This window comes from Nocardia sp. 149-1B (assembly GCF_057747975.1).
Genome location: NZ_CM173233.1, coordinates 4,032,840 through 4,046,613 on the forward strand (window position 1 = coordinate 4,032,840; position 13,774 = coordinate 4,046,613).

Sequence of the window (13,774 nt, forward strand, 5' to 3'; positions counted from 1 at the left end):
TAGGCGCCCCGTCCCCGGCGGCCTCGTCGCCGACGGGTAGGGACTCGGAGCCCAGTGCCGGTCTGGAGGTACGGACGTCTCCTGCCCGGTTCTCCAGCGAGGGCGGTGGTGGACGTCTACCGTCGCCGTCGTGACCCACCTCACACGGCTCCGCGCCGCTGCTGCCATCGCTGCCCTGACCGCCGGACTGAGCGGCTTCGCGGCTCCGGCCTCCGCCGAGAGCGTCACCGCCCCGACGCCGACGCCCACGAGCTACAGCGGGCCGGGGCCGTACGGCGTGGGCGAGCGCACCCTGAAGCTGCCGTCCGGGTCGTCGGTCGAGGTCTGGTACCCCGCCCGCAAGGCGGATGTCGCCGGGCACCCGGTGGGCACCTACGACGTCGTCGACTGGCTCCCGGACTTCCTCGCGGCCCTGGTGCCGCCGGGCGAGTCGGTCGCCTACCCCAGCGGTGGCGTGCGCGCGGTGCCGGTCGCGCGTGGCAAGTTCCCCCTGGTCGTGTTCAGCCACGGGTTCGCGGGGTTCCGGGACCAGTCGACGTTCCTGACCTCGGCCCTGGCGTCGTGGGGCTTCGTGGTCGCTGCTCCCGACCACCCGAGCCGCGACCTGACCAAGGTGCTCGGCGGTCCGGCGGGGACGACCACCGACGTGCAGGACCTGCGGGCGACGATCACGCTCGTCGGCAAGCGGACCACGCAGAAGCGCAGCTGGCTGCACCGTCGGGTCGACATGACACGCATCGGTGCGGTCGGGCACTCGGCCGGTGGCCGGGCGGTGGAGAACCTCGCCACCGTCGACAAGCGGGTCGACACCTTCGTGGGCCTGGCCGGCGCCTCGGTCGGCGCGCTCGACGACACGGCCACGGCCGTGCCGGACGAGCCCGGGCTGCTGATGGCCGGGACCGCCGACACGATCGTCGGGCTCGACCGGATGGAGCAGGCGTACGCCGACCTCCAGGCGCCCAAGCGCCTCGTGCTCCTGGGCGGAGCCGGGCACCTCGCCTTCAGCGACCTCTGCGAGGTCGGCGCCTCGGACGGCGGGCTGATCGCGCTGGCCGACCTGCTCGGCGTACCGATCCCGGCCGCGCTGGTGCCGCTCGCCACCGACGGCTGCATCGATCCGGTCCTGCCGGCGACGCAGGCGTGGCCGGCCATCCAGCACGTCGTGATCGCCCAGCTGCGCGAGGTGTTCGGCATCGACCGCACGGACGCGGCGCTCACCGGCCTGGTCGAGGCCTACCCAGGCGTCGTGAGCGACAGCCGCAGCGAACGCTAGCCGCCAGGGCTCCTACACTCTGCCCATGACGCGGGGCGTGGAGGAGCCGGAGACCTCTGTCTCCATCACCCTCCGGCCGCTCCCCTATCCCAGCACCCGCCGGCGGATGCGGGTGCTGGCGATGGTGGCGTACGCCGTCGCGCTGGCCGTCTGGTCGGAGCTGCTCGGCATCCCCAACGACACCGTGCAGCTGTTCTTGTGGCTGTGGCTGGGAACGGTCGCCTGGAACATCGAGGCCCGGCCGCGCTACCACCTGAACTTCCTCAAGGACTGGTGGCTGCCGGTCGTCGGACTGGTCATCTACTTCTACAGCCGCGGGCTGACCGACGAGCTCGGCCTCCCGGTGCACGTGATGATGCCGATCCACGTCGACACCTGGCTCGGGGGCGGCGAGCTCCCGACCGTGCGGCTGCAGGGCGCCCTGTGTGGCAACCCGTGCCACAAGAGCAGCGACCCGCGGTGGTACGACCTCCTCTTCACCACCGTCTACGCCACGCACTTCGTCAGCGGACTGACGATCGCCGCGGTGCTGTGGGTCCGGCGACGGGCGGAGTGGATCAGGTGGATGCGGCGATACCTGGTGATCAACTTCGGGGCCCTCTTCGTCTACATCGCCTACCCGATGGCGCCGCCGTGGATGGCGTCCGAGGGGGGTTGGCTGGACGCCGACGTCACCCGGATCACCGCCCGCGGCTGGCACCGCGTCGGCCTGGGCCGGATCGACCTGATCCTCCAGGGTGTCGGCAACCCGGTGGCGGCGATGCCGTCGCTGCACGCGGGCATCTCGTTCCTGATCGCGCTCTACGGCGTCCAGCGGCTGCACAGCCGGTGGCGGTGGGTGCTGCTGCTGTACCCGCTGACGATGTCGACGGCGTTGGTCTACAACGCCGAGCACTACGTGATCGACGTGCTCGCCGGGGCGCTGCTCGCCGGGGTGGTGCTCGTCGGCTGCCAGGTGTGGGAGAACAGCCGCGACCGCGCGGTCACTCCGCGGTCGAGCGCGCCCACAGGTTGATCCCGGCCTCGACCGCGTGGTCGTCGATGGCCTTGAGCTCCTCCGCGGTCAGGTCGGGGAAGCTCAGTGCGTCGAGGTTCGCGTCGAGCTGCTCGACCGAGCTCGCGCCGATGACCGCCGAGGTCACCCGCGGGTCGCGCACCGCCCACTGCAGGGCGAGCTGAGCGAGCTTCTGCCCACGCGACTGCGCGAGGTCGTTGAGCCGTCGGACATGGGTGAGTGTGGCCTCGTCGAGGTGGTCACCCGGGAGCGAGGACCCCTGCCGCGCCGCGCGCGAGTCGGCCGGGACGCCGTCGAGGTAGCGGTCGGTCAGCAGCCCCTGGGCCAGCGGCGAGAACACGATGCAGCCCATCCCCTGCTGCTCGAGCTCGTCGAGAAGGTCCTCCTCGATCCAGCGGTTGAGCATGGAGTACGACGGCTGGTGGATCAGCAGCGGCGTGCCGAGGTCGCGCGCGATCGCGGCCGCCTCGTTGGTCTTCGCGGCGGAGTACGACGAGATGCCGGCGTACAGCGCCTTGCCCTGCCGCACCGCATGGTCGAGCGCCATCATCGTCTCCTCGAGCGGCGTCTCGGGGTCGAAGCGGTGGCTGTAGAAGATGTCGACGTAGTCGAGGCCCATCCGGCCCAGCGACTGGTCGAGCGAGGCGAGCACGTACTTCCGCGAGCCACCGCCCTGGCCGTACGGGCCGGGCCACATGTCGTAGCCCGCCTTCGTCGAGATGATCAGCTCGTCGCGGTAGGACCCGAAGTCCTCGCGCAGGTAGCGCCCGAAGTTCTCCTCCGCCCGGCCGTACGGCGGGCCGTAGTTGTTCGCGAGGTCGAAGTGGGTCACCCCTCGGTCGAACGCGCGGCGCAGGATCGCGCGCCGGGAGTCCTCGGGACGGTCGTCACCGAAGTTCTGCCAGAGCCCGAGCGAGATCACCGGCAGCTGCAGTCCGCTGCGCCCGGTGAACCGGTAGCTCATCCCCGTGGCGTCGGTCTCGTAGCGGTCGTCGGCGGCGGTGTAGGTCATGCCCCGATCCTGCCACCGGGCGCTGCAGCCGATCAGCCGGTACGGCGGTCCAGGTCGCCGACGCCCGCCCGGAGGTCCCTCAGCGTCAGGTCGAAGGCGGCCAACGTCCCGCGCACCACCGGATCGTCGGTGCGCGCCAGCCCCAGCAGCAGGTGCTCGGTGCCGATGAACCCGTCCCCCAGGTGGATCGCCTCGCGCAGCGCCAGCTCGAGCGCCTTCTTCGACGACCGGGCGAAGCGGAGGTGGCTCCGGCGCGGCGCCCGGCCCTCGAGGTCGCTGCCGATCCGGCGCACCACCTCGTCGAGGTCGATGCCCAGCACCTTCAGCGCCTCGGCGTCGTCGGCGTCGAGCCCCTCGACATAGGGGCTCCGCAGACCGTCCGCGACCCGCCGCGCCTCCTCGGCCGGAGCACCGAGCCCGGCGAGCACCCGCGCGGCCGTCGACGTCTCGTCGGCGAGCAGCCCCGCCAGGACGTGGGCGGGCCGCACCTCGGCGGCCCCCTGCTCGCGGGCCGTCTCCACCGCCGTCTCGACCACGCGCCGCGCGGATCGGGTGAACCGTTCGAACATGTCTCGCTCCTCAGCCCTGGATCAGCCGCGGCCGTGCTTCTTGTGCACGGCCTGCCTGCTCACGCCGAGCGCCTCGGCGATCTCCTGCCACGACCACCCCGCGGCCCGGGCCCGCCGGACCTGGGTCGTCTCGAGGTGCTCGACCAGGCGGCGCAGCGCCCGGACCGCCCGCAGCCCCACCCGGGGGTCGGCGTCCGCCGCTGCGGTCGCGGTGGCCGCCGCCTCGCTCGTCTCGGTCATGGTTGTCAACATAAGTTGACACGGCCGATCTGTCAACCCTTGTTGACATGGCAGGATCTCCGGGTGACCACGTGGCGACCGGGCTGGGACGCGTTCCCCCAGGACCTGATGGACTTCTGGAGCGAGCGACACCTGTGCACGCTGACCACGCTGCGTCGCGACGGGACCCCACACGTCGTGCCCGTCGGGGTGACCGTCGACGTCGAACGGCGCTGCGCCTGGGTGATCACGTCCGGGACGTCCCGCAAGGTGCGGCACGTGCGCGACAACCCGGTGCTGGCCGTCTGCCAGGTCGACGGCCGCCGCTGGTCCACGATCGAGGGACGTGGCGAGGTGCTCGAGGACGAGGAGTCCGTACGCCGGGCGATGGAGCGCTACACCCTGCGCTACCGCCAGCCGCGGCCCAACCCCGCCCGGGTCGCGGTCCGCATCGAGGTCGAGCGCTTCCTCGGCAACGTGTGACCGCTGCTCACACGATGAGCCGGAACGGCTCCTCCAGGGCGGTCACCAGCGCCGCCATCCACCGCGCCGCGAGAGCGCCGTCGATCGCCCGGTGGTCGACCGAGAGGACCAGGTCCACGGTCGCGGCGATCTCGACGGAGCCCTCGACCACGACGGGCACCTGGCGCACCGCACCGACCGCGAGGATCGCGGACTGCGGCGGGTTGATGATCGCCGCGAACTCCTCGACTCCGTACATGCCGAGGTTGGACACCGAGATCGACCCGCCCTCGAGGTCGCGCTGCTGGAGCCGGCCCGCGGCCGCCTGCTCGACGAAGCCACGCACCTGCGCCGCGATCGCGCTCAGCGAGCTGTGCTCGACCCCACGCAGGACCGGGGTGACCAGGCCCCGAGGCGATGCGATCGCCACCGAGACATCCACGCTGTCGTAGCGCCGCATCGCCTCGGGAGCCCAGGTGACGTTGGCCTCGGGGACCTCCAGGTGCGCCACGGCCACGGCCTTGAGGATGAAGTCGTTGACCGAGACCTTCGCCGGCGCGACCCGGTTGAGCTCGGCGCGCAGGGCCAGGAGCGCGTCGGCCCGGGCCGACCTCTTGACGTAGAAGTGCGGCGTCTCCTGCTTGCTGGCGGTGAGCCGTCGGGCCAGGGCGAGCCGCAGGCGGCTGTGGGGGTCCTCGGTCCACCCCGCCGCGGTCTCCCGGTCCTGGGCCGCCGGGGCGGGCGAGATCGACGCAGCCACCGACGATGCCACCGGCGCGGTCGCCCGCGCCGCGATCGCGGCGTCGACGTCGTGCCGGCGGATCCGTCCGCGCGGCCCAGTGCCCGCGACCTCCTCGGGGGCGATCCCCGCCTCGGCGAGGAGCTTGCGAGCGATGGGGCTGATGAAGATCCGGCCGGAGGGGGACGACGGGGCCGGTGCCGCCTGCCGAGCCGGCTCCGGACCCGGCTCGTCGACAGGTGGGCCCGCGGTCACCAGCGCGGAGCCGGCCAGGCCGAGGCCGGCGAGCATCGCGTCGAGATCACCGCCGGCCTCCGCGAGGGTGCCCACCAGCGCCATCGGGGCGCCCACGTCGACCCGGGTCCCGGGCGCCACCAGCGAGCGCAGCAGCGCGCCACCGCTCTCCGCCTCGACCTCGACGACCGCCTTGTCGGTCTCGAGCACGACGATCGGGTCGCCGGCCTTGAACTCCTCACCGGGCGCGACCAGCCATTCGGCGAGGAGCACGTCGGTGGCTCCCGCCGCGACTTCGGGCACGGGAAGCAGGTCAGCCATGTCGTTCCTCTCGGGGTTCCGGCGGGTCGTCACTCGGCCGCGATGCGGCGCAGGGCCACGGCGACGTCCTCGGTCCGCGCGATCGCGGCCCGCTCGAGGACCTTGCTGATGCTCGGCGACGCCTCACCGCCGGTGACGCGCTCGACCGGCGCGTCGAGCCAGTCGAAGAGCCGGCGCTGGATCTCGTCGGCGAGCCAGGCGCCGTACGACGTACCGACGGCGCCCTGCTCGACGATCAGCACCCGGTTCGTCCGCCGCACGCTCGTCTCGATCGTGTCCCAGTCGAGCGAGGCCCGGTCGAGCCAGCGCAGGTCCACCACGTCGGCGCTCAGCGCGACACCCTCCGCGGCAACCTGGTCCAGCGCCTCGAGGCTGTGCCCCACCATCGAGAGGTAGGTGATCACGGTGAGGTCGTCCCCCCGGCTGCGCAGCGCCGCCCGCCCGACCGGCAGGAGGTAGTCGAGGTCGTCGACCGGCCCGATGCCCGTGGAGCCGTAGAGGTCGACGTGCTCGAGCACCACGACCGGGTCGTCGCACGCGAGGGCGGTGTTCATCAGGCCGACGTAGTCGAACGGCGTGGACGGCGCGACGACGCGCAGGCCGGGGGCCGAGGTCAGGATCCCGGCGGGGTCCATGGAGTGCTGCGACCCGTAGCCGGTGCCTGCGGCGAGCTTGCTGCGCAGCACGAACGGCACCGCGCTGTGCCCGCCGAACATGTGCCGCGCCTTCGCGACCTGGTTGAACAGCTGGTCGGCCGCGACCCACATGAAGTCGGCGTACATGAACTCCACGACGGGCCGGTAGCGGCCATCGAGGGCCATGCCGCCGGCCAGGCCGGTGAAGGCGTTCTCGCTGATCGGGGTGCCGAGGACCCGGTCGGGCGCCACCTCGAGCGGCCGCCGGGTCGCTCCGTTGGTGCCGCCCTTGAGGCCGTCGACGTCCTCACCGAGGACGACCACCCGCTCGTCGGTCTCCATCCGGCGGGCCATGACCTCGCTGACGCAGTCGATGAACCGGCGCTCGCCGAGCTCGCCGCCGTAGGTGTCCTCGTCCTCGAAGCGCGCCCCGTCGAGCTCGGAGAGGTCCCCGCGGACGCCGACGTCCACGAAGCCCGGGTCCGGCCACAGCCCGGCCCGGATCCGCCGTTGGCCGGGCTTGCCGTCCGGCAGCGCCTCCACGAAGCCGTCGGCGATGGCGCGCATCACCGCATCGACCTCCGCCTTGGCCGCGTCGACCTCGGCCGAGCTCAGCAGCCCGCGCGCCAGCACCTGACCGCGCAGCTGGTCGATCGGGTCGCGCTCGCGCCAGGCCTTCTCCTCGGCCTTGTCGCGGTAGCCGAACGCCGAGCCGGGGTAGGGGCCGTTCTGGTGGAAGTAGCGGTAGACGTCGGCCTCGATGATGGTGGGCCCGTTGCCGGCCCGCATGTGCTCGAGCGCCTCGGTCATGGCCAGGTGCACGGCGAGCGGGTCCATGCCGTCCACGCGCCAGCTGGGGATGCCGAACCCGAGCCCGCGCCCCGAGACCCGGGGCTCCGCGGTGGCCTTGGAGACGTGGGTGGACACGGCGTACTGGTTGTTCTCGATGAAGAAGCAGACGGGTAGCTTCCAGGCGGCGGCCAGGTTGAAGGTCTCGAGCACCGAGCCGATGTTGACCGCGCCGTCGCCGAAGTAGGTCACCGAGACCGCGTCGGTGCCGGCGCGCCGCATGTTCCAGGCGAAGCCGGCGGCCTGCGGCACGCCGCCGCCGACGATCGCGTTGGTGCCCATCGCGCCCGCCTCGGCCCACTGCAGGTGCATCGACCCACCCCGGCCCCGGCAGTACCCGTCTGCGAGACCACAGATCTCCGCGAGGGTGCGCCGCAGCACCTCGTGCACCTCGGGGGTGAGCTCGGGCAGCGCACCCGACTTGGGCACGACCACGTGTCCGAAGGCCTTGGCGAGGAACTGGTGGTGCCCGCGGTGCGAGCCGGTGACGTAGTCGTCGGAGCGCAGGGGCAGCACCGATCCGACCGCACCGCCCTCCTGCCCGATGCTGGAGTGAGCCGGGCCGTGGACCAGGGACTGCGCGGCGAGCTCGAGGACCTGCTCCTCGAACGATCGGATCCATTGCGCTCGGCCGAGCAGCTGCAGCAGGACGTCGGCGTCGGCGCCCGACCAGTCGCGGTCGTCGGTCGCGAGCTCCACCCACGGGGCAGCGGCGGCCAGGTCGTGGCGGGTCGGCATAGGGAGGCACCTTCCGAAGCTGAGGGGGATCCACTCAGACGCTTCCGCGTCCGGTTCGGCCCAAGATAGGGTGCGAATGGATCCATTGCAACCCAAGGAGAACCCATGCCCCCCACTCCTCTCCCCGGCCTCCGGCGGGTCGACCACATCGGCCTGACCGTCCCCGATCTCGACCAGGCGCACCGGTTCTTCACCGAGGTCCTGGGCTGCGAGTACCTGTACCGGCTCGGGCCGTTCCGTCACGACGACCCGGGCGACGACTGGATGCGGGTCCACCTCGGCGTGGACGAGAGCACGGTGATGCGCGAGCTGCGGTTCTACCGGCTCGGCGGACAGGCGATCTTCGAGGTCTTCCAGTACGACGCCCCCGGCCAGGCGCCCACCCCGCCGCGCAACAGCGACGTCGGCGGTCACCACGTGGCGCTCTACGTGGACGACCTGGACGCCGCGATCGCGTCCCTGCGTGGCCACGGGCTGCGGGTGCTGGGCGAGCCGACATCGAGCACGGGGCCCAGCCTCGGCCAGCGCTGGGTGTACTTCCTCAGCCCGTGGGGGCTCCAGCTCGAGCTCGTCTCCTACCCGGCCGGCAAGGCCTTCGACCACCGGCCCGGGGACTTCGCCTGACGACCCGCCGCACCCCGCGACCTCGACCACTACTCTCGGCGGGTCAGGAGGAGGAGCTATGCCACGACCCGCGCGTACGGCCGGAGACACCCAGGGCGCCAGTCCCGTCGCCAGCCACCGCATCGCCGACGTCCTCGCCGAGCGGATCCTGACCGGCCGGCTCGAGCCGGGCACCCGGATCAAGCAGGACGAGCTGGCCGAGGAGTTCGAGGCGAGCCGCCTGCCGGTGCGCGAGGCGCTGCGCATCCTGGACTCGCGTGGCCTGGTCAGCCTCCGCGCGAACAGCGGCGCATGGGTGCGCACGATGACCCGGCGTGACCTGGAGCTGTCCTACGAGATCCGGGAGCGGATCGAGCCACTGCTGCTCCTCGACAGCCTCCCGCACCTCACCGACGACCACGTCGCGCGGATGCGCGAGGTGCAGGACGAGATCGCGGCGACCGACGACGTCGAGCGCTTCCTCGTGCTGGATCGCGAGTTCCACTGGACGTCGTACGCCGGGAGCTCGGCCATGGAGCTGGTCTCGATGGTCAACCGGCTGTGGGACACCACGCAGCACTACCGTCGCGCGTTCGTGCTCCTGCAGCACGGTGACGCGTCCTGGCGCATCGACGCCGAGCACGAGCTCATCCTCGACGCCGTCACCCGGCGCGACGGCGACATCGCCTCGGCGATGCTCGCGGTCCACATCCGGCGGACCCGCCTCGCCCTGGCGCGGCACCCCGAGATCGTCTCCTGACCTCGGGGCACCGCGAGGCTCAGCCGAGCGCCGCCAGCAGGCGGGGCAGCTGGTGCCGTCCGGCCCGTTCCCTCCCGGCCTCGATCTCGAGGGCGATCTCGAGGGTGACGGCGTTGGCGGGAGCCGTGCGGCCGAACTGCGCGGCCACGTCGACGACGAGCCCGTTGATCTCCCGCACCTCGCTGCGGCGGCCCTTCATCCAGTCCTGGTGGACGGTGGTGAGCGAGGTGGGCACCGCGAAGTGGTGGTAGACCGCGTCGATGAGAGCGTTCACGACGTCCTCGGCGGGGTCGTCCACCGCGTAGTCGAGCCCGAGGATCGGCAGCGCCCGGTGACCGAGGTCGCGCGCCGCCTGGAGCGCCTCGACTCCTGCGCGGACCATGAAGTCCCGCATCCCCGGCAGGTCGGAGGCCTCGATCATCGGCAGGTCGACGATGGCCGCGCTGACCAGCTCGGTGGCGTTCACGACGAGCTTCATCCACTTCGAGGAGAGGATGTCGTCGCTGATCGCCACGGTGCCGGCATGGCCGAGCACGGCCGCAATCTCCTCCAGGCGGTGGGCCGGACCTCCCTCGAGCGTGCCGACCGCGAACCAGGACTGCTCGGTCGGGGTGTCCCGGACCACCAGGCCCGGCTCGAACATCTGCGACCCGACCTCGATCACCGCGCCCACCGCGTGCTCGGGTCCGAGCACGTCGACGATGTCAACGGCGCTCATGCCGTTCTGGAGACCGACGACGATCCCGTCGGGTGCCAGCACCGAGCGGATCAGCTCGCACGCCCACCGCGTGTCGTAGGCCTTCATCACCAAGAAGACCAGGTCGAAGCGGTCGCGGAGCTCGGCGACCTGGCACAGGTGCAGCGCGTCGACCTGGGTCAGCGTCGTCCGCCCTCCCGAGCGCACCTCGAGGCCGCGCGCCCGCATCGCCTCCACGTGCGCCGGCCACTGCTCGACGAACGTGACGTCGAGCCCGGCGTTGACGAGATCGGCTCCGATGCCGGCGCCGTTGGCGCCGGTGCCCAGCACGGCGATCTTGAGTTCGGTCATGTCTGCTCCTGGGTGCTCTGCGATCGGGCGGCGGTCACCGGTCGGTGCCCCACGGGGTGTTCTTGTGCGACTCGGCATCGCGGATGGTCGGCAGGTCGCCACCGACCGCGTGGTAGCGCGGTCCGGCGACGAGGAGCTCCTCGGCCGGGAACTTCGTGATCACCCGGCAGCCGTCGGGCGTCACCACGAGCTCCTCCTCGATCCGGGCGGCGCCGATGCCGTCTGCTGAGGGCCAGTAGGTCTCGAGCGCGAAGACCATGCCCGCCTCGAGCACCTCGGGGTGGTCGAGGGAGACGAGCCGGGAGAAGATCGGCTTCTCCCAGATCGACAGGCCGACCCCGTGGCCGTACTGCAGCGCGAAGGCCGCCTCCTCGTCGGGGAACCCGAACTCCTGCGCGGTCGGCCAGACCGACACGATGTCGGCGGTGGTCGCGCCGGGACGCACCAGCGCGATCGCCCGGTCCATGTACTCGCGCGCCCGGTGGTAGGCGTCGTGCTGTGCCCGGCTCGCCGACCCGACCGCGAACGTGCGGTAGTAGCAGGTCCGGTAGCCGTTGAAGCTGTGCAGGATGTCGAAGAACGCCGGGTCGCCGGGCCGGATCAGCCGGTCGGAGAAGACGTGCGGGTGCGGCGAGCAGCGCTCCCCCGAGATCGCGTTGACGCCCTCGACGTACTCCGAGCCCAGGTCGTACAGGGTCTTGGCGACCAGCCCGACGCACTCGTTCTCGCGCACGCCCGGCCGCAGGAAGCGGTAGAGCTCGTCGTACGCCGCGTCGACCATCGAGGCGGCATGGGTCAGCAGCCGCACCTCGTCGTCGGTCTTGATCCGCCGCGCCTCCATGAACACCTGCTGGCCGTCGACGACCGTGATCCCCTGTTGCTGGAGCGCGAACAGGATCGGCAGCTCGATGACGTCGACCCCGAGCGGCTGGTCCGCGACCCCGAACTTCTCCAGCTCGCGCTTGATCTTGCGCGCGACCCCCTCGGCGATCCCGGCGTCCGGCGTGAACGCGCCACGCAGGGTCGAGATGCCGGCGCGGGCACCGGACTCCGCGCGCGGCCGCACGGCGCCGTGGTGCGGTGCGTGGGGGTCCGCGTCGGCCTCGGCGGTGGTCGTGCCCAGCCACGGGTTGTAGAGCTGGTGGTGCTTCGCGGCCGAGCCGAAGTCCCACGAGATCGGGTCGGTCTCCCGGGTGAGGAGGCTGAAGCGGATCAGCTTGTCCATCGCCCAGGTGCCGATGTGGGTGGAGGTCATGTAGCGGATGTTGGAGAAGTCGAACGCGAGGATCGCCCCGCACTCGGACTTCGCGAGCTCGTCCTTCAGCCGGCGCAGACGCTCGGTGCGCAGCCGGCCGAAGTCGATCCGCTCCTCCCAGTCGACGGCGTTGCTGCCGGTGGTCGCGGTGTTGAGCATCGTTCCTCCTGGAGCCCTCGCGGGCATCGGTCGTGGTCGTGGTCGGGTCGCGGGCCGTGGGTCACGGCACTCCGACGGCGTCCACCACGAACGGCATCGGCAGCTGGGCGGCCCGGCGCTCGCCGACCATCCCGGCGAGCGACGTCCTCTGGACCTCGAGGTGAGCGGGATGGTCGAGATAGGCGGCGAGTCCTGCCTCGTCGGCGACCGCCGCGGCCACGACGAAGTCGACGTCGCTGGGCCGTAGCCGCAGGTTCGGGCTGCACGCGTACTGGAGGATCGATGGGATCTGCACTGCCATCGCCTCCAGGTCGGCGGTCAGGACGGCGACCTGCTCGTCGGTGACGTCCTCGACCCAGGTGAAGAACGCCAGGTGCAGGATCACGGCGCCACCTCGGCCCGCACGTGGGCGTCGCCGGCGTCCGTGTAGCGGTAGGGGTTCTGGAGCTCCTCGGCGGGCGGGAGCTCGGGCCGCATGCCCTCGTGCCAGGCGTCCTCGCCCAGCGCGGCGCGGACGTGCGCCACGCTGGCCGCGACGGCGTCGCGCGCGGGGGCGAGCGGCAACCCCAGGCGCCGGCCGTCGTGCTTGACGACCTTGCCGCCGACCACGACGGTGTGCACGTCGGCGGTCCCGGCCTGGTAGACGATGTGGGCGTAGGGATGCAGGATCGGCGTCATCGCGGGCGACTCGTCGTTCTTGAGCAGCACCAGGTCGGCCAGCTTCCCGGGACGGATCGACCCGAGCCGGTCCTCCATGCCGATCGCCCGGGCGCCGCCCATCGTGGCTGACCACACGACGTCCTCGGCCCGGAGCCGGTTGGCGACCACGGTCTCGTTGCGCCGATGCGCCTCGAGGTGGTCGCGCACCCGGTCGGCGCTCAGCGTCGCTCGCATGGCCGAGAAGAAGTCCGCGCTCCACCACACGCTGGTGTCCATCGACAGGGACGACGCGATGCCGTACTTCCGCAGCTCCCAGGTCGACGGGTAGCCCTGCCCGGCGCTCTGCTCGCTCTCGGTCGCCACCGACACGGTGCCGCCGGTCGCCGCAATCTTCTGGTAGCTGCTGGGCTGAAGGGTCGCGGCATGGACGTAGCTGATGTCCTCGGTCATGTAGCCGTGCTCGTACATCTGCTCGATGCCGGTGTCTGTGGTCGCGCCCCAGACGCCGGCGTGGGTCGTGACCCGCACCCCGAGCTCACGCGCGGCGTCGAAGGCGCCGCGCTCCGGGAAGGCGGGGTCACCGGTCACGTCGAAGGCGAGCTGCAGCTTCAGGCGGTCGTCGGTGCCGGAGAAGTGCCGACCGACGAAGGCGCGGAACTCCGGTGAGTTCGCCCATTCCCAGGGCGCTCCGAGGTAGTTGCCGTAGCCCAGTACGAAGCGACCGGGGATCGCACGCAACGCCTCGAGCGCCGCCTCGGCGTGGTCGGTGGTCCGCAGGCCGTGGGACCAGTCCAGCGTGGTGGTCACCCCAGTGTCCACCGACTCCAGTGCGCTGAGCAGGTTGCCGGCGTAGATGTCCTCGGGCCGGAACACGTCGCCCCAGCGCAGGTAGTAGAAGGCGAAGTACTGGCTCAGCGCCCAGTCGCCGCCGTACCCACGCAGGGCCGACTGCCACATGTGCCGGTGGGTGTCGATCATGCCCGGCATGACGATGCCGCCCGAGGCGTCGATCTCGACGGTGCCCTCGGGCACCTCGAGGCCGGGGCCGACGGCCTCGATGCGGTCGCCGACGACGAGCACGTCGGCGCGGTCGAGGACGCCGGCGTCGTCGACGGTGACGACGATGCCGTCGCGGAGCACGAGCGGGCGGCCGTCGAAGCGGGAGGGGTCGGCGGGGACGGGTCGGGTGGTCGAGGACATCGGGTCTCCTGTGAGTGGGGTGA

14 protein-coding genes are annotated in these 13,774 nt (G+C 71.9%); 5 read left to right on the plus strand and 9 right to left on the minus strand.

The window, feature by feature from the left end:
- Window positions 1-130 precede the first annotated feature (130 nt).
- Both AC3ANS_RS19260 and AC3ANS_RS19265 read left to right on the plus strand, forming a co-directional pair.
- Window positions 131-1,273 (plus strand): alpha/beta hydrolase family protein, encoded by a 1,143-nt coding sequence (locus AC3ANS_RS19260; RefSeq protein WP_488293190.1) that lies wholly within the window; start codon window positions 131-133, stop codon window positions 1,271-1,273.
- Window positions 1,274-1,298: 25 nt separating this feature from the next.
- Window positions 1,299-2,288: a phosphatase PAP2 family protein gene (locus AC3ANS_RS19265; RefSeq protein WP_488293191.1), complete on the plus strand. Its 990-nt coding sequence runs from the start codon at window positions 1,299-1,301 to the stop codon at window positions 2,286-2,288.
- On the opposite strand, the gene mgrA is transcribed toward AC3ANS_RS19265, so the two are convergent.
- The 3 genes from mgrA to AC3ANS_RS19280 are packed head-to-tail and all read right to left on the minus strand — an operon-like array spanning window position 2,257 to window position 4,109.
- Window positions 2,257-3,300: an L-glyceraldehyde 3-phosphate reductase gene (gene mgrA / locus AC3ANS_RS19270; RefSeq protein ID WP_488293192.1), complete on the minus strand. Its 1,044-nt coding sequence runs from the start codon at window positions 3,298-3,300 to the stop codon at window positions 2,257-2,259. The genes AC3ANS_RS19265 and mgrA overlap by 32 nt on opposite strands.
- A 32-nt stretch (window positions 3,301-3,332) precedes the next feature.
- A complete protein-coding gene (locus AC3ANS_RS19275) occupies window positions 3,333-3,869 on the minus strand; it encodes a Clp protease N-terminal domain-containing protein (RefSeq protein WP_488293193.1) in 537 nt (178 codons plus the stop codon).
- A 21-nt stretch (window positions 3,870-3,890) separates the two neighbouring features.
- Window positions 3,891-4,109, minus strand: coding sequence for a helix-turn-helix domain-containing protein (locus AC3ANS_RS19280; RefSeq protein ID WP_488293194.1), 219 nt, complete (start codon window positions 4,107-4,109; stop codon window positions 3,891-3,893).
- A gap of 63 nt (window positions 4,110-4,172) precedes the next feature.
- Between AC3ANS_RS19280 and AC3ANS_RS19285 the strand changes: the two genes are divergently transcribed.
- Window positions 4,173-4,571, plus strand: coding sequence for a TIGR03618 family F420-dependent PPOX class oxidoreductase (locus AC3ANS_RS19285; protein ID WP_488293195.1), 399 nt, complete (start codon window positions 4,173-4,175; stop codon window positions 4,569-4,571).
- A gap of 7 nt (window positions 4,572-4,578) precedes the next feature.
- On the opposite strand, the gene AC3ANS_RS19290 is transcribed toward AC3ANS_RS19285, so the two are convergent.
- Together AC3ANS_RS19290 and AC3ANS_RS19295 are read right to left on the minus strand one after the other, a co-directional pair.
- Window positions 4,579-5,844, minus strand: coding sequence for a 2-oxo acid dehydrogenase subunit E2 (locus AC3ANS_RS19290; RefSeq protein WP_488293196.1), 1,266 nt, complete (start codon window positions 5,842-5,844; stop codon window positions 4,579-4,581).
- A gap of 29 nt (window positions 5,845-5,873) precedes the next feature.
- The gene (locus AC3ANS_RS19295) at window positions 5,874-8,066 is read right to left on the minus strand and encodes an alpha-ketoacid dehydrogenase subunit alpha/beta (RefSeq protein ID WP_488293197.1); all 2,193 of its coding nucleotides are present in this window, start codon (window positions 8,064-8,066) and stop codon (window positions 5,874-5,876) included.
- Window positions 8,067-8,171: 105 nt separating this feature from the next.
- Here AC3ANS_RS19295 and AC3ANS_RS19300 point away from each other — a divergent pair, with 105 nt between their 5' ends.
- Together AC3ANS_RS19300 and AC3ANS_RS19305 are read left to right on the plus strand one after the other, a co-directional pair.
- The gene (locus AC3ANS_RS19300; protein WP_488293198.1) at window positions 8,172-8,690 is read left to right on the plus strand and encodes a VOC family protein; all 519 of its coding nucleotides are present in this window, start codon (window positions 8,172-8,174) and stop codon (window positions 8,688-8,690) included.
- 58 nt (window positions 8,691-8,748) lie between these two features.
- Window positions 8,749-9,429, plus strand: a complete 681-nt coding sequence (locus tag AC3ANS_RS19305; RefSeq protein WP_488293199.1) for a GntR family transcriptional regulator — start codon at window positions 8,749-8,751, stop codon at window positions 9,427-9,429.
- A 19-nt stretch (window positions 9,430-9,448) separates the two neighbouring features.
- On the opposite strand, the gene AC3ANS_RS19310 is transcribed toward AC3ANS_RS19305, so the two are convergent.
- From AC3ANS_RS19310 to AC3ANS_RS19325, 4 genes are all read right to left on the minus strand, one after another.
- Window positions 9,449-10,477, minus strand: coding sequence for a ketopantoate reductase family protein (locus AC3ANS_RS19310; RefSeq protein WP_488293200.1), 1,029 nt, complete (start codon window positions 10,475-10,477; stop codon window positions 9,449-9,451).
- A 34-nt stretch (window positions 10,478-10,511) separates the two neighbouring features.
- On the minus strand, window positions 10,512-11,891 hold the full coding sequence (locus tag AC3ANS_RS19315; RefSeq protein WP_488293201.1) for a M24 family metallopeptidase: 1,380 nt from the start codon (window positions 11,889-11,891) through the stop codon (window positions 10,512-10,514).
- A gap of 61 nt (window positions 11,892-11,952) precedes the next feature.
- Window positions 11,953-12,276, minus strand: coding sequence for a Dabb family protein (locus AC3ANS_RS19320; RefSeq protein ID WP_488293202.1), 324 nt, complete (start codon window positions 12,274-12,276; stop codon window positions 11,953-11,955).
- Window positions 12,273-13,751 carry an amidohydrolase family protein gene (locus AC3ANS_RS19325; protein WP_488293203.1) on the minus strand — a complete coding sequence of 493 codons (1,479 nt, stop codon included), beginning with the start codon at window positions 13,749-13,751 and terminating at the stop codon, window positions 12,273-12,275. Before AC3ANS_RS19325 ends, AC3ANS_RS19320 begins: the two co-directional genes overlap by 4 nt.
- Window positions 13,752-13,774: the final 23 nt, after the last annotated feature.

Excerpts from the sequence above, each read along its gene's own strand:
- AC3ANS_RS19265 (WP_488293191.1), top strand. The coding sequence starts at position 1,299 with ATGACGCGGGGCGTGGAGGAGCCGGAGACCTCTGTCTCCATCACCCTC.
- mgrA (WP_488293192.1), bottom strand. The coding sequence starts at position 3,300 with ATGACCTACACCGCCGCCGACGACCGCTACGAGACCGACGCCACGGGG.
- AC3ANS_RS19275 (WP_488293193.1), bottom strand. The coding sequence starts at position 3,869 with ATGTTCGAACGGTTCACCCGATCCGCGCGGCGCGTGGTCGAGACGGCG.
- AC3ANS_RS19280 (WP_488293194.1), bottom strand. The coding sequence starts at position 4,109 with ATGACCGAGACGAGCGAGGCGGCGGCCACCGCGACCGCAGCGGCGGAC.
- AC3ANS_RS19290 (WP_488293196.1), bottom strand. The coding sequence starts at position 5,844 with ATGGCTGACCTGCTTCCCGTGCCCGAAGTCGCGGCGGGAGCCACCGAC.
- AC3ANS_RS19295 (WP_488293197.1), bottom strand. The coding sequence starts at position 8,066 with ATGCCGACCCGCCACGACCTGGCCGCCGCTGCCCCGTGGGTGGAGCTC.
- AC3ANS_RS19300 (WP_488293198.1), top strand. The coding sequence starts at position 8,172 with ATGCCCCCCACTCCTCTCCCCGGCCTCCGGCGGGTCGACCACATCGGC.
- AC3ANS_RS19305 (WP_488293199.1), top strand. The coding sequence starts at position 8,749 with ATGCCACGACCCGCGCGTACGGCCGGAGACACCCAGGGCGCCAGTCCC.
- AC3ANS_RS19310 (WP_488293200.1), bottom strand. The coding sequence starts at position 10,477 with ATGACCGAACTCAAGATCGCCGTGCTGGGCACCGGCGCCAACGGCGCC.
- AC3ANS_RS19315 (WP_488293201.1), bottom strand. The coding sequence starts at position 11,891 with ATGCTCAACACCGCGACCACCGGCAGCAACGCCGTCGACTGGGAGGAG.
- AC3ANS_RS19325 (WP_488293203.1), bottom strand. The coding sequence starts at position 13,751 with ATGTCCTCGACCACCCGACCCGTCCCCGCCGACCCCTCCCGCTTCGAC.